Here is a 20,510-nt window from a genome sequence, read left to right as displayed (position 1 = left end):
AAACCAAAAGACTGTAATGTCTAATGCTTATTCTATTTAAGATGAAATGCCTTTTATGTATTTCTGTGCAAAGGTAATAAATTTGCTGACGGTGGGTGAATTAACTTGATTGGCTTTCCACACTAAAACGGAAGTTAAATTCAGTTCCGGTTCTAAGGGTACAAAGGTCAAGCCATCATAACTGGAATGTAATTCCAGCGACAAACCCAGACCGATTTTTTTTCGCATCAGCATCGCACTGTTGTACAGCAAATTATAGGTGCTGACAATTTCCAACTCTTGACCGTACTCGCCAAACCAGCTTTTCAGTTCACTGCGGATTGAAGCACTCTTAGAAATAATCAATGACTGATTGGCCAAATCACTGGCTAAGATTGTTTCTTTTTGTGCCAACGGGTGACTCGTTGGAATTAAAACACCCCATCTTTCTAAGGCAGACATCCGCACAAAATCATATTTTTCAATTTCCACCGGCTCAATTAATAAGCCCAAATCCAAAAGACCTTGATCCATCCGAAATTTTATGCCCTCTGAATTGCCACTGAACAATTCAAATTCCACCAGAGGATAGTCTTCGTGAAAGGCGGCAATAATTTCAGCCAGCTGATCCATACTTTTTAACTCGCCAGCACCTATCGCCACTTTACCGGAGAGCTCTTCACCAATCCCGGAAAGTTCATCCTTGATGATTTCTGACAGCTGCATCATCTCTTGGGCTCGTCTTCTTAATAAAATGCCCTCCTCCGTTAATTCGATATGATGACTTTTGCGGTGGAATAATTTTACTTCCAATTCTTCCTCTAGCTGAGCCAACTGGCGGGAGAGGGTTGGCTGAGTAACATGCAACGCCTGAGCAGCCTTGGTAATATTTTCTTCTCGCGCGACCATTAAAAAATAGCGTAGGACTCTTAATTCCATTGATTACTTCACCTTCAGTTCAGGAGTTTTAGTTTATTTTAGCAGTTTTTCGATAGCATTCACAAATTTATTCCCGCAAGCTAAAAAAATTTGCTGGGAAAACTCGGTAAACTTGAGTTTGAAAATGTTGTCCACAGTTAAATTATCAGCAATCAAAAAAGCGCATATGCAAAGAGATATGCGCAATATTTTCAATTTGCTTATGCTTGGCGAATCGACAAGCTAAAAACGCCGGTTTGATTGGTTAAAAAATCAATCTCGCCATCCAACCTCCCGAGTAAAATTAAACCATTCGAGTAGCCGATACTGCGATAAAAAATTGCTAAATTCCCCCAAGGCTCAAACATGGTTAAATCGCCAACTTCCGCTGCTGTCCCGGCGGGTGAATCACTCGTGTCAAGCGTCTGTGGCAAATCAGCAATCTTTTCTGACTGGGCATAATCCTCCATCGTTAAATCCAAAGGCAGCAACGCATAAAAATCCCGAGCTGCAGCAGAATTATTTAAAGTGGCCGTCTGGCTTTCTCCAGCCACTGTCAAAACTATTTTCATTTCTTCCGCCTCCTGAGAGTTTACTAGCGAATTGCTTGTTTCCGGTGGCAACGTTTCTTCTGTACCATCACCTGAAGAGTTACTTTCAATAGAAGATTCTGTTAAAGATGTTGCAGAATTACTGGCACTGGAAGAATCTACTAAAGATGTTGCAGCATTATTATTGCTAGTTGATTGCAAAATAAAGATTAAGCCAATCGCAAGGATTACTAAAATGGCTGCAAATAAAATTTTCTTCATTGCCTCTACCTCCCTTTAGACAATCATTCAATCAATTTTCTGCTAACCATGAGGCAACCAATTGCGGTGTTTCAGCGACTGTCTCATCGGTGATGCCAAGTCCGGGCATCAAGGTTTGTGGGCTAATCAGATTTTCAATTTCTGTCATGGCACTCGCAATCCCACTGCTGCCGCTAGTAAAAAATGGACAGACAGTTTTTCCACTTAAATCGTTTTGCATAAGCCATTGCTGAAGAGGCAAGGAACTTGAACCAAACCAGATTGGCGAGCCGATAAAAATTGTCTCATAAGCTGATAAATCCACCTCTAACGGTTGCAGTTCCGGAAATTCTTCGTCAGCCTGTTGTTGCTGTACCAAATCAGCAACCGCAGAATAATTTTCCGGATAGGCCTCAACTGTTTGCAAGGCAAATAAATCACCATTTGTTTGAGTTTGAATTTCTTGGGCCACCGTTTCTGTGGTTCCCGTTAAAGAGTAATAAATGATGGCGATGTGACCTGTTTCCGTTTCATTTTCCCCTTGAGAACTATCAGAAACCCCCTGCGTGCTTTCAATAGAATTACTTGTTTGCGAACTAGAGCTTGTACCGGCTGAGTTGTTTTGAGTATCGCTGCTGCACCCCGTCACTAAAAACAATATACTAAGACTAAAAATACCTACCATCTTTTTCATATGCGTTTTGCGCCTCCTTTTTTTACAAACCTTATCAGTTAAAGCCGACTGGAAGTCAAGGAGAAAGCGGAAAATAAATTTTTTTCATTGTTTAACTCAGGTCTAATTAGCACAATTTTGTATTATTCCCCTTTCGAGAATAAAAATCTTTTTGTGTTTAAAATAATGCGGCACTAACAGCTCGTTCAAGTTCTTTTTTTTTTTAAAACTCTCATACAAAAAAGCAACTTAAACTTCCTAATTGGAATTTCAAGTTGCTTACTTTTCTTTAGACAAAATAGATTGTGGTAATTTTTGAGCTGTAATCATTTAAAGTCGGACTATTTATTAAATCGCCCCGACAACTGCATGCGGTACATAAGGTGCCTCTAAATAAGCGACATCTTCTCCGCTTAATTTTAAGTCCAAAGCAGGCAGTGCGTCTAATAAATGACTTTCCTTAGTGGCGCCGATGATTGGCGCTACGACTTGGTCTTTTTGCAGCAACCAAGCCAAAGCAATTTCTGCTCGTTTCACTTGGTATTTATCAGCCAATTCTGCCACTCTTTGCACAATGATTTGATCTTGTTCTTTGGTCTTGTCATATTTCCCCTGTGCTGTTTTATCAGTTAAAAACCGTTTCGTTTCTGCATTCCAGTCACGGGTTAAACGACCTGATGCCAATGGACTATACGGTGTTACCGCAATTTTTTGATCTGCACATAACGGCATCATCTCCCGTTCTTCTTCACGGTACAAAAGATTGAGATGATTTTGCATGGAAACAAAAGGTGTCCAATGATTTTCTTTAGCCACCTGTTGCGCTTTGGCAAATTGCCAAGCATACATTGCCGAAGCTCCCAAATAACGGACCTTACCGGCTTTCACCAAATCATGCAAAGCCTCCATCGTTTCTTCAATCGGAGTCTTATAATCCCAGCGGTGAATAATATATAAATCGAGATAATCCATATTCAAACGTTCTAAGCTTTTATCAATTTGGTGCATGATTTCTTTGCGGGACAGTCCGCCGTTGTTGGGAACTTTTTCTTTTTTCATGCCCATATAAAGTTTAGATGCAACGACAATTTCATCCCGATTGGCAAAATCGTTTAGAGCTTTTCCTAAAATTTGCTCACTAGCACCATAGGAATAAATATTCGCTGTGTCAAAAAAATTAATCCCTAATTCTAACGCTTTTTTTACCACCTCACGACTATCCGCTTTCTCTAGAACCCACTCGTGAAAGCCGCTGTTGGGATCGCCAAAGCCCATCGCACCTAAACATAACCGTGAGACATCCAAACCTGTATTGCCAAATTTCATGTAGTCCATCTTATTGCCCTCCAATTTTAAAAGTTATCCTTATCATAGCTGCTGGAGTGTACTCCAAGTCAAATAGAAAAAACATTTTTGGTCATTTTTTATTGATAATCTTTATTTGTACAACGTATCAACTTTAAACATCCATTCTCCGGCCAGCCATCCATTTAATCATAGCTGGGTCAGAGTGAGAGAAGAATTGGCTTGCGCCAGCATTCAATGTCGCAATTTGTGCTTTGTCTGCATCGGTTAATGAAAAATCAAAAACATCCAAGTTTTGCGCCATGCGGTCTGGATTAACAGATTTTGTTAAGACGATAATATCTTGTTCCACTAACCAACGAACGATGACTTGCGCTACTGATTTGCCACATTTATTGCCAATTGTGGTTAAGATTTCGTTTTGGAAGATGCCATTTTTACCTTCTGCAAAAGGTGCCCATGCTTCTACCATGATGCCTTCTTCTTTTAAAGCGGCAATATTTTCGGCTTGTTGTTGGAAAGGATTAATTTCAATTTGATCGACTTGTGGGGTTACTTTGTTGAATTCCGCTAAGTCAACGGCACGGTCTACAGCGAAGTTAGAAATCCCAATAGCCTTGATTTTACCATCCGCTTGTAATTCTTCCATTGCCCGCCAAGCACCGTACACATCGTTATATGGTTGGTGTAATAATAATAAATCTACATACTCCACGCCTAAACGGTCTAATGAACGTTGGAAGGAAGCCATCACGCCATCATAAGAAACATTTTCTACCCAAATTTTTGTCGTTAAGAAAATTTCTTCTCTGGCAACTCCTGAATTCGCAATGCCTTTACCAACCGCTTCTTCATTCATGTATGATTGAGCTGTATCAATATGGCGGTAACCGGCTTTGATTGCGTCAATCACGGCTTGTTCTGCTTCTTTTGGATCGGTGATTTGGAAAGTGCCAAAACCTAAAATTGGGACTTCGACTCCATTGTTTAATTTTACTGTTTGCATGTTCAATTCCTGCTTTCTTAATTTTTAATCGTTTGTTTTTTAAAATGCTTCATGGTCCATAGTTCTTCGATTTGATCTTCCGTCATTAAGCCCGCTTCAAACTTGGCTAAATGCTCATCATAGGTATCAATTTTATACTCCAATAAATCTCTGGTTTTTTGCATTTCGAGTAATTTTTCATCTAATTCGTCTAATTGCGCCCGTAGCACATCTTTTTGCGTCCGCCGTTTATCCCCCGTTTCTTGAGACAATTTGGCAAACTCAATAACTGATTCAATCGAGACACCGGCGTTGCGCAAACTTTTTGCCAGAAAGACCCAATTTAAATCTCGTTTGCTAAACACACGGTAGCCTTTGTCATCTCTGGTCACTGGTGGGATAACACCAGCCTTCTCATAATAGCGGATAGTGTCAGAAGTTAAGTCAAACATTTTAGCGACTTCTTTAATGTTCATAGCTTCACCTGATTTCTATTTAATAAATTTAGTATAAACTATGAAGTGAACTCCAAGGCAAGAGAAATAAATTTTTTATCCTTAAAATCTGCCAAAAATTAGCTTCACAACGATGAAAGGGAATTGCCGATTTTTTAGTCCATGTTTTGATAAAATCATTTCTCTTTAAAAATGTGCTATCCTGATTTTTAATCCGTTTGAACCGCCTCCTTACGATACAAAACAGACTATAAAGTATGGAGTGTACTTCATAGCAAGGGGAAATTTTCAAATTTTTCAATTTCCCTCTTGACTTAGAGTCCACTCCAACAGGTAAACTATATTTAACCGGAACAAGAAAGAAGGAATTAGATGAAATCAGCAATTTTTGAAAAAGCTGGATTAGTGAGTGTTGAAGAAGTAGAAAAACCAAGTTTGCAAGCAACTGATGATGTGATCATCAAAATTGTTCGTGCCTGTGTCTGTGGCTCTGACTTGTGGTCTTATGCCCACGGCGATAATAAAGAAGCCCACTCCGTAAATGATGGCCATGAAGCATTGGGGATTGTCGAAGAAATTGGTTCAGATATTACCACTGTTAAACCAGGAGATTTTGTCATTGTGCCATTTACCCATGGCTGTGGCGAATGTGACGCTTGTCGTGCCGGTTTTGATGGCACTTGTGACCGTCATAAAGGGGCAACAAACTGGTCCAACGGTTTCCAATCTGAATATGTTAACTTCCATTATGGAAACTGGGCTTTAGTAAAAGTTCCCGGCCAACCATCAGATTATACGGAAGGCATGATACAATCATTGTTAACTTTGGCTGACGTTATGCCAACTGGTTACCATGCTGCCCGCTGCGCCCATGTTGAACGAGGCGATAAAGTCGTTGTCATTGGTGACGGTGCTGTCGGCCAATGTGCCGTGATTGCTGCCAAAATGCATGGCGCTTCACAAATTATTTTGATGAGTCGTCACAAAGATCGTCAAGAAATGGCCCTACAATCTGGAGCGACTGCTGTTGTCGCCGAACGTGGTGAAGAAGGCATTGCCAAAGTCCGGGAAATTCTTGGCGGCGGCGCTGATGCTGCGTTAGAATGTGTTGGAACTGAAGCTGCAATTGAACAAGCTTTAGGTGTCTTGCATAATGGTGGTCGCATCGGTTATGTCGGCGTACCGCATTATAATAATCGGCCAATTGGCTCAACCTTTGCCCAAAATATTTCGATTGCCGGCGGCTCAGCTTCTGTTACGACCTATGACAAAGAAGTTTTATTAAAGGCAGTTCTTGAAGGCGATATTAATCCAGGTCGGGTCTTCACCCAAACTTATGCGTTGGATGATATTAACCAAGCCTATGAAGATATGCAAGAACGCAAAACAATCAAATCAATGGTCGTTGTTGATAGCAGTTTTACTGACTAAAAAACTCTAGGTAGAAAACATTAGCTTGAATTTTGATTTCAACAATGTTCTAGCTGGAAAATTGTTTTAAAACTATCAAGATGCCACAACGAAAAATAAACCGTAAAAGAGAACGAGCGTTAGCTTTTTCTCTTTTGCGGTTATTTTTTTGTAGATTAACCGCAGTAAAAAAAGGTCCACAACCAACACCATGCTAGAAGCTGTGCTGGTTGTGGACCTCTCCAATTTTTTTCGCCATTAATTGCGATACATCTTAAATTCCAAAAATAAATCATTGTAAATTTCCAAATACTCTGAGCCTAAATCTTCATAAACTTCGAGATGGGACAAGGTACCATCATCTGGATAAAATTGCTTATCACCGGAAATTTCTGTTGGTAGTATCGCTTCTGCTACCGAGTTTGGGGTCGCATAGCCGATGTATTCGGCATTTTGAGCAGCATTTTCTGGTTCTAACATAAAATTGATAAAATCATAGGCGCCTTGCTCGTTGCGAACTGTTTTAGGAATCACGATATTATCGAACCAAAGATTTGAGCCTTCTTCGGGAATGACATAGTGCAGATGTTCATTCTCAGAAAGCATTTCAGCGGCTTCTCCAGAAAAAGTTACCGCAACAGCGCTCTCTTCATTGATCATATACATTTTAATTTCATCGGCGACAATCGCTTTGACGTTGCCGGTCAAGGTGTTTAATTTAGCAGCGGCTTCATTTAGCTGACTCATCTCTTTACTATTTAAAGAGTAGCCTAAACTATTCAAACCAAGCCCCATCACTTCTCTGGCACCGTCAATCAGCATAACATTATTTTTTAAAGCGGGATTCCATAAGTCGTCCCAGTGCTGAATATCTTCTGCGTTAACCATTTTATCATTGTAAATAATCCCCAGTGTTCCCCAGAAATAAGGAATCGAATAATTATTGCCAGGATCAAAGCTTTGGTCTAAAAAGCGGGGAGCGATATTTTCCAAGCCGACGATTTTACTCAGGTCCAATTTTGTCAACAGCTCTTCGCTCATCATTCGTTGAATCATATATTCACTAGGGATGGCGATGTCATAGCCGGTGCCCCCTTGTTGAATTTTGGTCATCATCGCTTCGTTTGAATCAAAGGTTTCATAATTGACTTGATAGCCGTATTCCTCTTCAAATTTAGTCAACAGCTCAGGGTCGATATAATCTCCCCAGTTATAAATTGTCACCACATCGGCGCCGGCCATCCCGCTGGAGCGCTGCAGCTGATTAATGCCTAAAAGTAAAACAGCAATCACCGCAATAATTCCAATGACTAAAGAATATAATTTTCTCATTAGAAATCAGTCACCTCCTGTTGTCGCCGATTACGACGAACTTTTTTCGAGGTATTGTCCTTACTGATAAAATAATAGCCTAAGACTAAAATCATTGAGAAAATAAAGACCAAGGTACTCAAGGCGTTAATTTCTAGGCTAATACCTTGGCGAGCCCGGGAATAAATTTCCACAGAAAGGGTGGTAAAGCCGTTACCGGTCACAAAGAAAGTTACCGCAAAATCGTCTAAAGAATACGTGAAGGCCATAAAATAGCCAGCGATAATGCCCGGTGTTAAAAAGGGCAGAATAATATTTTTGACGACTTGAAAATTATTCGCTCCTAAATCGCGGGCGGCATCAATCATCGAGTCATTCATTTCCTGCAATTTCGGTAGAACCATCAGCACAACAATTGGAATACTGAAGGCAATATGTGACAGCAGAACGCTTAAAAAACCTAGGCTAAAGCCACTGAAAAGCGTGCCGATAAAAGTGAAAAAAATCAAAAAACTAGCGCCGATAATAACATCTGGAGAAACCAGTAAAATATTATTAAAGCTCAACAAGGTGTTTCTTTGGCGTCGTTTTTTTGTGTAATAAATCCCCATTGCGCCAAACGTTCCGATAGCGGTCGCAATTAAAGCGGATAAAAAGGCCAGCATAAAGGTTTCCAGCACAATGATTAACAAACGCGTATCAGCAAAAACCGCCGCATAATTGTCCCAAGTAAAACCAGTGAAGCCATTCATACTGCCGCCGTCATTAAAGGAATAAAAAATCAGATAAAAAATCGGCGCATATAACACGAGAAAAACGATGGCGATATACAAATTGGACCAACGAAATTTCTTTTTCATTTAAACTCGCCTCCTCGTTTTTTCTTTTCACCGGTGAGGGCCATTACACCAAACATGGCAAGAATTAAAATCACGCCGATGGTACTCCCCATGCCCCAGTTTTGCGTTACTAAAAAATGTTCCTCAATTGCCGTACCTAAAGTAATCACTCGATTGCCACCGATTAAACGGGTCAACATGAATAAGGAAAGCGACGGGATAAAGACCGCTTGAACACCACTTTTCACTCCATTTAAAGATAAGGGGAAAATTACCCGCCGGAAGGTTTCAACTCCATTTGCCCCTAAGTCACGACTGGCAGCAATTAAGCTTGGATTAATTTCTTCTAACGCATTAAAAATCGGCATAATCATAAAGGGCAGCTCAATATAAGCTGCTACAAATAGAAAGCTAAAATCTGTAAATAAAATCTGCTCTGGTCCAATGCCAAACACGCTCAAAAAATTATTGACCGAACCATGCAAACTGAAAATACCAATAAAAGCATAAGCCTTCAATAATAAATTGACCCACGTCGGTAAAATAACTAGCATCAACCACAGCTGGCGATGTTTTAATTTTGTTAAAAAGTATGCCATCGGATAACTAACCAATAAAGTGAATAAGGTAATTAAAAAAGCGTACCAAATTGAATTCAATGTCATCAATAAATAAGTTGAAGAAGTAAAATAACGCTGATAATTTTCTAGAGTAAAGGCGCCATTGGTATCAAAAAAAGATTGGTAGACAATCAATAGTACCGGGGCAATTACAAAAAACAGTAGCCAGATATAATAGGGAATCGAATAAAAACGTTTCATACTAGTCATCTTGCTGCCTCCTACTCTTCATAGCTTTCTAAGCGGGCATCAAAGTCTTCTTCGGATTCATTAAAGCGCATCACATGGATGTCTTCTGGCTCAAAGGAAAGACCGATTTTACTACCCTCTTTGGCTTTTCTCGTTGAATGAACCATCCACTCATTGCCCTGCTCGTCATAACAAATAATTTCATAATGGACGCCTCGGAATAATTGGGTATCGACTTCCACCATCAGTTTGCCCATCTCCGGCGTTGTTAAAGATAAATCCTCAGGCCGAATCACAATCTCCACCGGTTCGTTTTTCCGCATACCGCCATCGACACATTCAAAGCGTTTACCGACAAATTCCACTAAATAATCCTCAATCATCGTGCCATTGACAATATTACTTTCACCAACGAAATCGGCGACAAAGTGATTAATCGGCTCATCATAAATATCCACCGGTGTTCCGCTTTGCACAATTTCACCTTTGTTCATAACAAAAATTTCATCACTCATCGCCAAAGCTTCTTCTTGGTCATGGGTCACAAAAATAAAGGTGATGCCTAAGCGCTGTTGTAATTCCCGCAATTCGTACTGCATGTCTGTCCGCAATTTTAAATCTAAAGCAGACAAAGGCTCATCTAATAATAAAACTTTCGGTTCGTTGACAATCGCCCGGGCAATCGCCACCCGCTGTCGTTGTCCGCCTGACATTTCAGAGATTTCACGATTTTCATAGCCCGCCAGCTGCACCATTTTCAAAGCGTCATTGACCTTTTGGGTAATTTGGCTTTTGGATAATTTTTTTATTTTTAAACCAAAAGCGACATTTTCAAACACATTCATATGGGGAAACAAAGCGTAATCTTGAAAGACCGTGTTCACCGGTCGCTTATTGGCCGGGATATCATTGATTCGCTGGCCTTCAAAAAAAACATCGCCACTAGTCGCTTCAGTAAAGCCGGCGATAATTCGCAAAATCGTGGTCTTGCCGCAGCCGGAAGGTCCCAGCAGCGTGTAAAATTTGCCTTCTTCAATTTCAAAATTGATATTTTTTAAAACTTTTTCATCCTCGTAACTCTTAACAATCTCGTTAAAGGTAATAATTGTCCCCACGATTGCGCCCCCTAAATTTATTTTTTCTTATAAATATGATTCCGTCGCCACAATTAAAATACGACTTTTACTGCGGCTGTGATTTAAAACTTGATGGCCTTCAGTCGCCTCGTAATACAGCGACTCACCTTTTTTAGCGAAATAACGAGTTTCTCCTAGCCGCAGTTCAATCGACCCCTGCAAGACATAGATAAAACTCTCAGAAAGTGATGGCGGAAATTGTTTATACTCGCCGCTTTCTTGAAAAGTCACCAAGACCGGCTCCATTTCCTTTTCGTTGGAGTCGGGAATCGGCCATTCCAGCTCATAGCCGTTTTCTTCATCGAGGTATTTCGTGGCCTCTTCTTTTTTATAATGGACTTTGCGCCCCGCCGTTTCCTCTTTAAAAAATTCCTCCGGCGTGACCCCTAGCACTTCTAAAATCGAAAAAAAAGTTTCCATCGAAGGCGAGCTTAAGTCCCGTTCTAATTGAGAAATATAGCCCTTGGTGAGATCTGTTCGCTCACCAAGTTCCTCTAGCGTTAAATTTTTTTGGACCCGTAAATTGCGAATTTTTTCGCCAATCTGCATTTTTTTCCTCCAAAAACCAAAAAAGTTTTCTAATACTAAACTTTCAGTTTACTTTTAGTCCCTATAACAGTATACGAATTTTTGCTAAAAAAACAAGGGCTTTGTTAAACTTTTTTTGAAGTGTTTAGTTTATTTACTGCAAAATTGAAATTCTAAATATTTAGAGAAACTAAGCTAAAACAAGGAAGAAGCCTGCAAAATTATGTTACAATTAAACAAAATATCCACAGGCTGTTATTTAGGCTCTTCTAGTTAAACTGAGCAAATAATTTACTTTTTAAAGCAGCATTTCAGCTGATTACCAGCATAATTTTTTTATTTTGCAGCTTTAATGGAAACCTTTGGCTAGTTGAAATTAGATTGACTGATGTAACAGTCGCCAATAATTTAAAAATAAAAGGAGTTTTTGAAATGAAACACTACGAAGCTTTAACGGTCAAAGATGAACCAGTTTTTACTCTAGAAAAAGAAACGTTGTCAACTGAAAATTTGCCAGCCGGCGATGTCACCTTTAAAGTTGAATATTCTGGCGTAAATTACAAAGATGCCTTAGCCAGCATTGAAAAAGGCGGCGTCATCCGTCAATACCCGATGGTACCGGGAATTGATGCCAGCGGCGTTGTTTTAGATAGCCAAGACCCCGACTTCAAAATGGGCCAAGAAATTATTGTTACTAGCTACGGCTTTGGTGTCAGCCATCCCGGTGGTTACAGTCAAATTCAAAAGGTTCCCGGCGAGTGGGTCGTGCCTTTACCTGAAGGCTTGACTTTAAAAGATGCCATGAAATTTGGGACAGCCGGCTTCACCGCAGCTTTAGCAGTTCAAGGAATTGAAGAAGCTGGTGCGAAAAAAGACAGCCGCATTTTAATTACTGGGGCTAGTGGTGGTGTCGGCAGTATTGCGATTGCCATGTTAAAAAAATTAGGCTTTGAGCATGTGATTGCTGTTTCCCGCAAAGACTCTGCAAAAAATTGGTTAACTGACTTAGGGGCAACTGAAATTGTCACACCAGACAGCCTAATTCCTGAAAAACCAAAAGCTTTGAACAAACAAAATTTTGATTTCGTGATTGACACAGTCGGTGGCGCTTTGGCCAGCGCCTTAATTCCGCAAATTCAATATGACGGAGCGATGGCTTTATGCGGTAATGCTAGCGGCATCAAGTTAGATACAACTGTGCTGCCTTTTATTTTACGAGGTGTAAAACTTTTAGGTATTGACTCTGTTAATACGCCAATGGCAAAACGGCAACAGATTTGGCAACGGCTGGCAACTGATTTAAATGTAGCCGATGTTTTGAAAGTCAATGAACTTGCCTTTGATGAACTACCTGCTACTTTTGAAGCACTTTTAGGCGGTACCCATGAAGGCCGCAGTGTTGTCAAAATCGCGGTGGACTAACATGAGAATCTTAATCACCGGCGGCGGCACCACCGAGCCGATTGATCAAGTCCGTTCTATTACCAATCAGTCAACCGGCCGCTTAGGACAAACGATTGTCACTCAAATTTTGGCCAAAACCGATTGGCAAGTGGATTATATCACTACGCCAACGGCTTTACAGGCACAAAAAAATCCCCGCTTGGAAACCTTTTGGATTTCCGACACGGCGGATTTACTGAAAATGCTGACAGATTTAATGACCAAAAATCACTATGATGCAGTCATTCACAGTATGGCAGTCAGTGATTTTACCGGCGAAGCGGCCTTTTCCCAGGCCGCCTTAATCGAAAAAATGTTAACAGAAAAACCTGAGCTGACAACAACTGGTCTGGAACAATTCTTTGATAGCTTGAGTCAGACACCGTCAACAGAAACTAAAATTTCTTCTGATACCCAGCGGTTAATTTTAACGTTACAAAAAACGCCGAAGGTTATTGCTGAAATAAAAAGGATTCAACCTGAAACAATTTTAATCGGCTTTAAATTATTAGTTGCAGTACCGCCAGCAGAATTACTGGCGGTGGCTGCAGCCTCTTTAAAGAAAAATCATGCAGACTTTATTTTAGCCAATGATTTGACGGAAATTTCCGGCGATCAACACCACGGCTACCTCTTGGCAAAAGATGGCAGCGTGACAGAAGCTTTTACCAAACCAGAAATTGCCGACTTATTGATGGCGAAAATTTTAGAAACGAGGCAGGCAAAATGAAAACAGTTCTTTTAGGAGTTTCCGGCAGCATCAGCGCCTTTAAAGCTGCCGAAATCACCAATGAATTAACCAAACTTGGTTTTCAAGTGGATGTGATGATGACCAAGAGTGCCCAAGAATTTATTACGCCTTTAACCATTCAGTCCCTCTCTCATCGCCGGGTGCATACGGATGTGATGGTGGAACCAGATCCGGCTTTAATTAATCATATCGAGCTCGCAAAACGGGCCGACTTATTTTTAATTGCGCCGGCATCAGCAAATATTATTGGTAAATTAGCGAACGGAATCGCTGATGATTTGCTTTCAACAACGGCCCTAGCTATCAAGTCAGAAGTACCGAAATTAATTGCACCTGCTATGAATACATATATGTATCAAAATCCTGCCATGCAGCGGAACTTAACCACCTTAAAAACGGACGGCTATCAAGAAATTGATCCACGAGAAGCCCTCTTAGCCTGCGGTGATTTTGGCCGGGGCGCCTTGGCAACTACAAAAGACATCGTTGACCAAGTGTTAAAAAATTTGGGCACACCGGTTTAGGGGAAGGATTAAAAAATGAAACGCGACACACAAAAATTTGTTTTAACAGCGATGTTTTTAGCCATCATGATTTTATTGGCGGTGACACCGCTAGGCTATATTAATCTGGGCTTTATGAATGCGACGACAATGCACATTCCGGTTATTATCGGGTCGATTATTCTAGGGCCAAAAATCGGCGGCGCTCTCGGTGGTGTCTTTGGTATTACCAGTATTATCCGTAACACTGTGATTCCAAATCCATTATCCTTTGCCTTTACGCCCTTCATTCCTTTATACGGGAGTGAACACGGCAGCTTGCTCTCACTAATCGTTTCGATTTTGCCCCGCATTTTGATTGGCGTTGTACCCTATTTTGTCTTTAAAGCTCTTAATAAGCGCTTAAAGGGAAAAAAACAGCCGCTAACTTTAGGAATTGCGGGCGTTGCCGGCTCCTTGGTCAATACGATTTTAGTTATGAACTTCATTTATTTTCTTTTCCAACAGCCTTATTCAGAATTGATGGGTGAAGCCGGTACTGCTTTATATGGTGTCATCCTCGGCGTAATTTTTGCCAATGGAATTCCTGAAGCAATTGTTGCCGGAATTGCAACAGCCGCTGTGACCGCTGTTTTGTTTAGAGTAGTGCGGAATCCTGAGTTTTAGGTTGTGGGGAGTAGATAGACCAAACTTCAGTGGTAAAGAAACAGATAAAACATTTCTTTCAAATTAAAAAAAATCCTGTAATATAAATTCATTCTAGAACTTCCATTACAGGATTTTTATCTACAGTCTTTTCTAATTTGTGAGTATTTCTTTTTTTACCAACAAAGTTTTCTGTTTCGCTTTCCGCATACCAACTACAAAAACTACTGCCGTCAATATATATAGAACAAAAGGTATCATAAATGTAGCAATGACGATTCCTAAATTGCTTCTAGCTGTTTGATTTTGATTCGCAACATAACCAAAACTACTCAGAATAAAGCCGGGAACTGCTCCGCCAACGGCCATTGCAAACTTCATAATTAATGAATTTAAGGAAGCAATGAGTCCGGCTGTCTGAATGCCTAACTCTTGATGAATTAAATCAACATTTTCAGCGGATATACTATATTGAATAGTGTTGATTAAACCTAAACCAAACTGAACAACTAAGTACATCAGATAAAACATCAACAAATTGTGATTTAACACAATTACAGCCAGTAAAATCAGGCCATTCATAAGTAAAGCTATGGTGTAAACTTTTTGTTTCCCATATTTTTTAGCTAATTGGGGAACCAAACTCCCAGCAATTACTGCGCCTAACATGCCTATCAAGCTAGCTAAACTAAAAACTCGCTCGTCACCTAAAATATAGGTGACATAATACAAGATAGAACCACTAAATATATTGTTCGCTGCTGTTACAAGTAGCATTGACAAAAACAAAGTAAAGACTGACGGAATTTTAATAATTTTTACCATATCAGAAAAACTATATTTTGTTTTTCCTTCTTGTTTCTCTCCATCTTTGGCGCTGTCAAAATCTGATTTCTCTTTGACACTCATCGCTCCTACAATTGTAAAGAACAAAACGGTGATGACGGTGCCAGTAATCAAAACAATATACCCTTGCAATTTACTTGCAAAACCAGCAATTGTTAGCGGTGCTATAATATTTAACAACGTAGGTCCAACTGTATACGAGACTCCCTTAATCGAAGATAAAACGTTTCTTTGATTGTCTTCTTTGGCAAGAACAGGAATAAGACTATTTAAGGGAATATCCATCATATCAAAGGTGACCCCCAGCAATAAATAAGAAACAGCGATTACTAAAACTTTTGCTTGTGGGATTAAAAGTGGTGCAAACCACACTAATAAGTAATTTATACAACAGATTATTGTACCCAGAATTAAAATAGGTCGGTATTTGCCAAACTTAGTCTTAGGAAAACGGTCAATTAGAAAACCCATAATTGGATCGGTTAAGCCATCCATCAACCTAGAAACTAAAAATAAAGTCGCAACTGTTGCCGGGCTAATCCCGACAACATCTGTATAAAAGATTAGCAAATAAGTATTGAGTAGCGTCATAACTGGTATATTTCCTAAATTTACTAGGGCAAAACCAGCTTTTTCTTTCAATGTCATGCTATCAGCTCCTTTATAATACGACTTGGGCTTGCAACAATTTTAAAGGTTCGTTCTGAGTTAAAGTATAGTTTTGTTGATTAAACACTACAGTCCCGCCATCTCGTGTAGCAAAGATGACAATCTCATCACCTTTTTTCTCAATTGTCACTTGGCCATTCTTTACAGGTAACGTGAAAGAAACCTCATCAAACTCGGTCAAATTAGGTGCTATTTCAAAAGATTCATAACCTGGGCTAGTTGGTTTTAGTCCTGCAAAATGGCGTCCAAGCAAGTAAATCGGACTCGCCCCCCATGCGTGGCACAAGCTTTTACCAAATGGATCCCCATACATCGCATATGCATCATCCCCAAGCTCATTAGGATTAAATTCTTCCCAAAAAGTAACAGCTCCTCTTTTCAGCATGCCTCCCCAATACTCTTGAATAATAGCAAAAACGGTTTTAGTTTCTCCCAATTTACATAGCGCATCCTGCTCAAAAAATTTAAAATAGGGCGTTGTAATCTGTGTGATATCATCATTTAATAAAACATTATTTAGTACACTGGCTTCTTCTTTTTCGGTAAGAAAATCAAACAATACTGCAAAGATATTTGCGTGACGAGTCACATGACGGTTTCCAGATTCATAAGAATCTATAAATGAGCCCAGCTCGGCATCCCAGAAATATTCCATCAGATTTTTTTTCAGCTTATCAAAGGCTTCTTCATAGTGGCTAACTTTTTTTCCTAAAACAGCGCCGCAATGAGCCATTGATTGATAAGCTTTTAACAGCAGAACTTGTTCAGCCGCAAGCGTCCCTTCTTTATCCATTTCAGACCAATCAATGAAAATCCAATCTTTTTCTCGCCCATAAATAAAGCCCAATTCGTTCGTCTGCTTTTCAAGGTAATTCATCATAGTTAACATTTTCTCATAGACTTGTGACAAAAATTCTGCATCACCGGTCATCATATAATGATTTTCAATTCCAATCAGCCACAAAATAGAATAATCAACAATAGTGTTCATATGTTGCTTTATTTCATTTTGTCCTCTTAATGCCAGCATCGTCCGTTTATTGATATCCTCATCAAAAAATAAATATTGATTGATTAAATAAGATTGATAAGCATCACCAGACCAAATCCAACGGTCTCGCTTAATACCATCAATAAAAAATAAATCGCTACAGAATTTAAATGTCTCTTCAGACACTTGCCAAATTTTATTGACTAAAGAGCTATTAGAAGTAAATTGTGCTTTTTTAATAATAGGTAAGTATTGGTGGTAAGCTATAATATCGACATTTTCTGGGACAACTTCAGGAATAAATAGATAGCGAAAAGCTCTTTTTCTTGGCACTGTTGTTTCAATTGCATTATTTTCTTTGTAATAACACATGTCAACATCCAAAGCTTCTGCTTCAGACTCTCCATAGCAGATAGTAACTGGTGTTTTACTTACCAATTTAGTGAAACGATGAGTTCCAAAGACTGCTCGACCAAAATCAAAGAGGGTGCCACCCTTAACCTCTGTCTTTTCTTGCCAGTCACATTCCATTTCCGTATATACAATCTCATTTGGATTTTGGTTTTTCGAGTGAAACATTTCGCTCCAACCAGCTGGCAATTCTTGGATAAAATTGCTAGCCTGCCAGCCTGCATCACTCTTTACAACTTCCCCTTCTATATAAATCGTCGGCAATTCATTGAGATTACCGATAAATATCCGGATTTTATTCTTTCCCGCAGGACAAATAAGTTTTGTTTCTAAAGGAAATTTTTCCCCATTAATTTCAACATAACCAATCCCAATCCCGTGGACAATAAATTCAGTACTTTCCTTCAAGTCATAATATCTTTTAAATTTCACATTTCTATGACAATCCTCTTGATACCAGTAAGCAGGCCAATCAAAGCCGCGTTCCTCCCTCGAAAAGTTTTGCAATAATCCTTGTCGTATTTCAAAATCTCCTGGATACCATAACCATCTCACCTGTGTTTTTTCCATTATTATCACCTCTACAATTCTTCCGCTAAATGTGTTGTCGCTATTTTATTTTTGCGTTGTAAAACCATCATAATTCCACCCGCTATGGCTGCTATTAACACAATAGCCGCAAAGCCAAACATTGAATATTGAATATTTTCTGGTGCTACTAGATAGGGGATAATAAAGGCAAATAACCCACAGCAAATTCGTGAAAAGCCATTAATAAAACCTTGTAATGACGCTCTTGTTTCAGTTGGAAAAGATTCTTGTGTCCAAACTTTATAAATAGCTTCACCAGCCATTGGATTGCCAAAATTATAAAAGGCAATCGTAATTGCTAAGGCGATAAATCCAGCGCTCCCGCCAATTAAAGCCATTCCCAACATCGCTAAAAATTGAACCGCTGCTCCGATAAAGAAGGCTTTATTTCGATACTTGCCGCCAGAGACTGAGGCAAAAATAATTGTCGTAATTAAAGAAATGACATTTAGTAAAATTCCTAAGCCAGTCGCCTGTGTCTGAGTTGCCCCAGCATTTGTTAAAGCGTATGTTTGAAATTGTCCCCAAGTATTAGCTAATAAATTCCAACATACATAAAATGTTAAGATAGCAAGGAAAAATCCAAGATAGCGATTGCTTTTACTGAATAGAACTTCTTTGACAGATTGTTTCGGACTGTCTTTAGTCACATTTTTAGCTTGGCGCAGGATACCTTCTTCATGGAAAGCTTTGAATTTTTTGGAAGTTGTCCGCCAAATCCAAGTGATGAGAGAAAAAACTGTCAATATTGCAAAAACAATCCGAGCTCCTAAAACGCCTTCAATTCCAGATAATAAAAATGAACAAATATATGAAATAAAAATCCCAACCTGCCAGAAAATCTGGGTTGAAGAAACTAACCGTGCAGAAACTTGTTCATTTGGCGCATCATGGGAAACAACTGTTAAACTAATCGGCAAATCGGCTCCTGATGCAATCCCCATCACCGTTACTCCGATAAGTAACATAACAAAACTGTTCGAAAAGACACAACAGCCTGCACCAATGGCGTAAAAAAGATTTAACCAATTAAATGATTTGAATAAACCAAACATTTTAGAAATTTTACCAGCAAATAACGAACCAAAGGCAATAGCAAAAGTTAAGACTCCAGAAATAATACCAACCTGGCCAGCTGACAAATCAAGACCTCTTTGCCAAACGGGAATTGTGGCAGATAAGCCAACAATAACTCCTGATCCCAGCATGGAACCTATCCCAGCAGCAGTTGATAGTGGTGCATATTTTTTATAAAGTTTTGTTGAGTTTTCCATTTCGTAAACCCCTTCTTTCTTTGTTGACCTTATATTAACCGTTTTCATAATTTGCGACAATTTCAAAAGTTTAGTAAAATAGTATCAAATCTACAGGTTTCCGAATTAAACCTAATTGAAATACTTCAATGGAGATAAAGAGATGGAAGAATTGAAGCTGTTATTAGAAAAAGAAGATGCGGTTGAAATCTTACAAAGACAAACCGGGAAAAATATCAATGAGATGAATCTAGATTATTCTCATTCGATTGTTCCAGAGATTCCCAATGAGGACTTTTTTAAAAAAAGTAATATTTTTATCAATAAACATCATCGCTATTCCTATACTCCCGCACATACCCATAGCTTTGTAGAGTTTAATTATGTCTACCAAGGTACTTGTCGCCAAATTGTAAATGGCGAGGAGGTCTCATTAGCATCTGGACAGGTAATTTTGATGGACAAAAATATAATTCAGCAGATTGACACTGTTGGTGAGGAAGATTTGATTGTAAATATTCTATTGAATTCAGCTACTTTAACGAATGACGTTCTGGATAACTTGGGAATGCGAGATAGTTTGATTAGTTTGTTCTTTATCGAAGCCAGCCAACAAAACAGCACCCATAATAGTTTTATGGTTTTCGATTTAAATGATCTGCCCATTGCAAAAAAAATTTTAGAGATCCTAATTGAAAAATATTTGATTGCTAAAAATCCGAATCTTGGAACTCTAAATTTCTTGCTTGCTTCTTTTTTGATGGAACTGACTGAAGCAGAAAGTGTTTACATAAACAAACTTTTTCCTGCAAAAAAAAATCAACTTTACCAGATTTTAAATTATCTAAATGAACATTATACTGACACCTCGTTAACGGATTTATCTAAAAAATTTGGTTATAATAAAAACTATTTAAGTAATTTAATTAAGGAAAAAACTGGTAGTAGTTTTCAGGAATTACTAGACACGAAAAGATTAGCCGTAGCTCAAAAATTATTGTCTGAGGGCGACTTAACAATTAGCGAGATCTCTGAAAAACTTGGTTATAAAAGTATCCCCTCTCTTTTCAAATTATTTAAAAACAAGATGGGCATCACGCCAAAAGAATTTCAGCATCATCACTTTAAAAAAAATACAATTGAAGTTAAATCTTAGTAGTAAAAAACAAGCAAAAAAGACAAGCAATTTTTAGCAATTGCTTGTCCAACTTTTTTCTATTTTATTTAACAAAGAAATAATAGATTTCTCCTTTAGAGCAGCACAATAA

At 39.0% G+C, this 20,510-nt stretch carries 20 protein-coding genes; 6 read left to right on the top strand and 14 right to left on the bottom strand.

Annotated features, from left to right (window positions below):
• Positions 1 to 36: 36 nt before the first annotated feature.
• The 6 genes from ACYSNU_RS02670 to ACYSNU_RS02645 all read right to left on the bottom strand — a co-directional run bounded on the left by ACYSNU_RS02670 (position 37) and on the right by ACYSNU_RS02645 (position 5,127).
• Positions 37 to 918 carry a LysR family transcriptional regulator gene (locus ACYSNU_RS02670; RefSeq protein WP_461735668.1) on the bottom strand — a complete coding sequence of 294 codons (882 nt, stop codon included), beginning with the start codon at positions 916 to 918 and terminating at the stop codon, positions 37 to 39.
• A 200-nt stretch (positions 919 to 1,118) separates the two neighbouring features.
• Positions 1,119 to 1,709: a cyclophilin-like fold protein gene (locus ACYSNU_RS02665; RefSeq protein ID WP_461735667.1), complete on the bottom strand. Its 591-nt coding sequence runs from the start codon at positions 1,707 to 1,709 to the stop codon at positions 1,119 to 1,121.
• A 31-nt stretch (positions 1,710 to 1,740) separates the two neighbouring features.
• Positions 1,741 to 2,382, bottom strand: coding sequence for a flavodoxin (locus tag ACYSNU_RS02660; protein ID WP_461735666.1), 642 nt, complete (start codon positions 2,380 to 2,382; stop codon positions 1,741 to 1,743).
• A 327-nt stretch (positions 2,383 to 2,709) separates the two neighbouring features.
• Positions 2,710 to 3,696, bottom strand: a complete 987-nt coding sequence (locus ACYSNU_RS02655) for an aldo/keto reductase (RefSeq protein ID WP_461735665.1) — start codon at positions 3,694 to 3,696, stop codon at positions 2,710 to 2,712.
• Positions 3,697 to 3,820: 124 nt separating this feature from the next.
• On the bottom strand, positions 3,821 to 4,672 hold the full coding sequence (locus ACYSNU_RS02650; protein ID WP_461735664.1) for an aldo/keto reductase: 852 nt from the start codon (positions 4,670 to 4,672) through the stop codon (positions 3,821 to 3,823).
• Between the two features lie 17 nt (positions 4,673 to 4,689).
• The gene (locus ACYSNU_RS02645; RefSeq protein ID WP_461735663.1) at positions 4,690 to 5,127 is read right to left on the bottom strand and encodes a MerR family transcriptional regulator; all 438 of its coding nucleotides are present in this window, start codon (positions 5,125 to 5,127) and stop codon (positions 4,690 to 4,692) included.
• A gap of 351 nt (positions 5,128 to 5,478) precedes the next feature.
• Here ACYSNU_RS02645 and ACYSNU_RS02640 point away from each other — a divergent pair, with 351 nt between their 5' ends.
• The gene (locus ACYSNU_RS02640; RefSeq protein WP_461735662.1) at positions 5,479 to 6,537 is read left to right on the top strand and encodes a zinc-binding dehydrogenase; all 1,059 of its coding nucleotides are present in this window, start codon (positions 5,479 to 5,481) and stop codon (positions 6,535 to 6,537) included.
• Between the two features lie 237 nt (positions 6,538 to 6,774).
• Here the strand turns inward: ACYSNU_RS02640 and ACYSNU_RS02635 are convergent, their stop codons facing one another.
• Genes ACYSNU_RS02635 through ACYSNU_RS02615 form a run of 5 tightly spaced genes read right to left on the bottom strand, consistent with a single transcriptional unit; the run spans position 6,775 to position 11,160 of the window.
• Positions 6,775 to 7,848, bottom strand: a complete 1,074-nt coding sequence (locus ACYSNU_RS02635; RefSeq protein ID WP_461735661.1) for an ABC transporter substrate-binding protein — start codon at positions 7,846 to 7,848, stop codon at positions 6,775 to 6,777.
• Positions 7,848 to 8,687 carry an ABC transporter permease gene (locus ACYSNU_RS02630; protein ID WP_265455288.1) on the bottom strand — a complete coding sequence of 280 codons (840 nt, stop codon included), beginning with the start codon at positions 8,685 to 8,687 and terminating at the stop codon, positions 7,848 to 7,850. The genes ACYSNU_RS02635 and ACYSNU_RS02630 overlap by 1 nt, the downstream gene beginning before the upstream one ends.
• The gene (locus ACYSNU_RS02625) at positions 8,684 to 9,496 is read right to left on the bottom strand and encodes an ABC transporter permease (RefSeq protein WP_461735660.1); all 813 of its coding nucleotides are present in this window, start codon (positions 9,494 to 9,496) and stop codon (positions 8,684 to 8,686) included. Before ACYSNU_RS02625 ends, ACYSNU_RS02630 begins: the two co-directional genes overlap by 4 nt.
• 11 nt (positions 9,497 to 9,507) lie before the next feature.
• On the bottom strand, positions 9,508 to 10,593 hold the full coding sequence (locus ACYSNU_RS02620; RefSeq protein ID WP_461735758.1) for an ABC transporter ATP-binding protein: 1,086 nt from the start codon (positions 10,591 to 10,593) through the stop codon (positions 9,508 to 9,510).
• Positions 10,594 to 10,617: 24 nt separating this feature from the next.
• Entirely contained in the window at positions 10,618 to 11,160 is a 543-nt protein-coding gene (locus ACYSNU_RS02615; protein ID WP_461735659.1) for a helix-turn-helix domain-containing protein, read from the bottom strand.
• Positions 11,161 to 11,571: 411 nt separating this feature from the next.
• Here ACYSNU_RS02615 and ACYSNU_RS02610 point away from each other — a divergent pair, with 411 nt between their 5' ends.
• From ACYSNU_RS02610 to ACYSNU_RS02595, 4 genes are read left to right on the top strand one after another with little or no spacing between them, the layout of a single operon-like run.
• Entirely contained in the window at positions 11,572 to 12,561 is a 990-nt protein-coding gene (locus tag ACYSNU_RS02610; protein WP_461735658.1) for a YhdH/YhfP family quinone oxidoreductase, read from the top strand.
• 1 nt (position 12,562) lies between these two features.
• Positions 12,563 to 13,312 carry a phosphopantothenate--cysteine ligase gene (coaB, locus tag ACYSNU_RS02605; RefSeq protein WP_461735657.1) on the top strand — a complete coding sequence of 250 codons (750 nt, stop codon included), beginning with the start codon at positions 12,563 to 12,565 and terminating at the stop codon, positions 13,310 to 13,312.
• Positions 13,309 to 13,857 (top strand): phosphopantothenoylcysteine decarboxylase, encoded by a 549-nt coding sequence (gene coaC, locus ACYSNU_RS02600; protein WP_461735656.1) that lies wholly within the window; start codon positions 13,309 to 13,311, stop codon positions 13,855 to 13,857. The genes coaB and coaC overlap by 4 nt, the downstream gene beginning before the upstream one ends.
• Positions 13,858 to 13,872: 15 nt before the next feature.
• Positions 13,873 to 14,502 (top strand): ECF transporter S component, encoded by a 630-nt coding sequence (locus tag ACYSNU_RS02595; protein WP_461735655.1) that lies wholly within the window; start codon positions 13,873 to 13,875, stop codon positions 14,500 to 14,502.
• A gap of 132 nt (positions 14,503 to 14,634) precedes the next feature.
• Here the strand turns inward: ACYSNU_RS02595 and ACYSNU_RS02590 are convergent, their stop codons facing one another.
• Genes ACYSNU_RS02590 through ACYSNU_RS02580 form a run of 3 tightly spaced genes read right to left on the bottom strand, consistent with a single transcriptional unit; the run spans position 14,635 to position 19,263 of the window.
• Entirely contained in the window at positions 14,635 to 15,975 is a 1,341-nt protein-coding gene (locus ACYSNU_RS02590; protein ID WP_461735654.1) for an MFS transporter, read from the bottom strand.
• A 13-nt stretch (positions 15,976 to 15,988) separates the two neighbouring features.
• The gene (locus tag ACYSNU_RS02585) at positions 15,989 to 17,974 is read right to left on the bottom strand and encodes an alpha-L-rhamnosidase-related protein (RefSeq protein WP_461735757.1); all 1,986 of its coding nucleotides are present in this window, start codon (positions 17,972 to 17,974) and stop codon (positions 15,989 to 15,991) included.
• Between the two features lie 5 nt (positions 17,975 to 17,979).
• The gene (locus tag ACYSNU_RS02580) at positions 17,980 to 19,263 is read right to left on the bottom strand and encodes an MFS transporter (protein WP_461735653.1); all 1,284 of its coding nucleotides are present in this window, start codon (positions 19,261 to 19,263) and stop codon (positions 17,980 to 17,982) included.
• Between the two features lie 142 nt (positions 19,264 to 19,405).
• Between ACYSNU_RS02580 and ACYSNU_RS02575 the strand changes: the two genes are divergently transcribed.
• The gene (locus ACYSNU_RS02575) at positions 19,406 to 20,398 is read left to right on the top strand and encodes an AraC family transcriptional regulator (RefSeq protein ID WP_461735652.1); all 993 of its coding nucleotides are present in this window, start codon (positions 19,406 to 19,408) and stop codon (positions 20,396 to 20,398) included.
• Positions 20,399 to 20,510: the final 112 nt, after the last annotated feature.

It is taken from the genome of Enterococcus sp. LJL120 (genome assembly GCF_054871765.1).
This window is presented reverse-complemented; position numbering and strand designations above follow the sequence as displayed.

Coding starts and splice junctions, on each gene's coding strand:
- ACYSNU_RS02670 (WP_461735668.1), bottom strand. CDS start 918: ATGGAATTAAGAGTCCTACGCTATTTTTTAATGGTCGCGCGAGAAGAA.
- ACYSNU_RS02665 (WP_461735667.1), bottom strand. CDS start 1,709: ATGAAGAAAATTTTATTTGCAGCCATTTTAGTAATCCTTGCGATTGGC.
- ACYSNU_RS02660 (WP_461735666.1), bottom strand. CDS start 2,382: ATGAAAAAGATGGTAGGTATTTTTAGTCTTAGTATATTGTTTTTAGTG.
- ACYSNU_RS02655 (WP_461735665.1), bottom strand. CDS start 3,696: ATGGACTACATGAAATTTGGCAATACAGGTTTGGATGTCTCACGGTTA.
- ACYSNU_RS02650 (WP_461735664.1), bottom strand. CDS start 4,672: ATGCAAACAGTAAAATTAAACAATGGAGTCGAAGTCCCAATTTTAGGT.
- ACYSNU_RS02645 (WP_461735663.1), bottom strand. CDS start 5,127: ATGAACATTAAAGAAGTCGCTAAAATGTTTGACTTAACTTCTGACACT.
- ACYSNU_RS02640 (WP_461735662.1), top strand. CDS start 5,479: ATGAAATCAGCAATTTTTGAAAAAGCTGGATTAGTGAGTGTTGAAGAA.
- ACYSNU_RS02635 (WP_461735661.1), bottom strand. CDS start 7,848: ATGAGAAAATTATATTCTTTAGTCATTGGAATTATTGCGGTGATTGCT.
- ACYSNU_RS02630 (WP_265455288.1), bottom strand. CDS start 8,687: ATGAAAAAGAAATTTCGTTGGTCCAATTTGTATATCGCCATCGTTTTT.
- ACYSNU_RS02625 (WP_461735660.1), bottom strand. CDS start 9,496: ATGACTAGTATGAAACGTTTTTATTCGATTCCCTATTATATCTGGCTA.
- ACYSNU_RS02615 (WP_461735659.1), bottom strand. CDS start 11,160: ATGCAGATTGGCGAAAAAATTCGCAATTTACGGGTCCAAAAAAATTTA.
- ACYSNU_RS02610 (WP_461735658.1), top strand. CDS start 11,572: ATGAAACACTACGAAGCTTTAACGGTCAAAGATGAACCAGTTTTTACT.
- coaB (WP_461735657.1), top strand. CDS start 12,563: ATGAGAATCTTAATCACCGGCGGCGGCACCACCGAGCCGATTGATCAA.
- coaC (WP_461735656.1), top strand. CDS start 13,309: ATGAAAACAGTTCTTTTAGGAGTTTCCGGCAGCATCAGCGCCTTTAAA.
- ACYSNU_RS02595 (WP_461735655.1), top strand. CDS start 13,873: ATGAAACGCGACACACAAAAATTTGTTTTAACAGCGATGTTTTTAGCC.
- ACYSNU_RS02590 (WP_461735654.1), bottom strand. CDS start 15,975: ATGACATTGAAAGAAAAAGCTGGTTTTGCCCTAGTAAATTTAGGAAAT.
- ACYSNU_RS02580 (WP_461735653.1), bottom strand. CDS start 19,263: ATGGAAAACTCAACAAAACTTTATAAAAAATATGCACCACTATCAACT.
- ACYSNU_RS02575 (WP_461735652.1), top strand. CDS start 19,406: ATGGAAGAATTGAAGCTGTTATTAGAAAAAGAAGATGCGGTTGAAATC.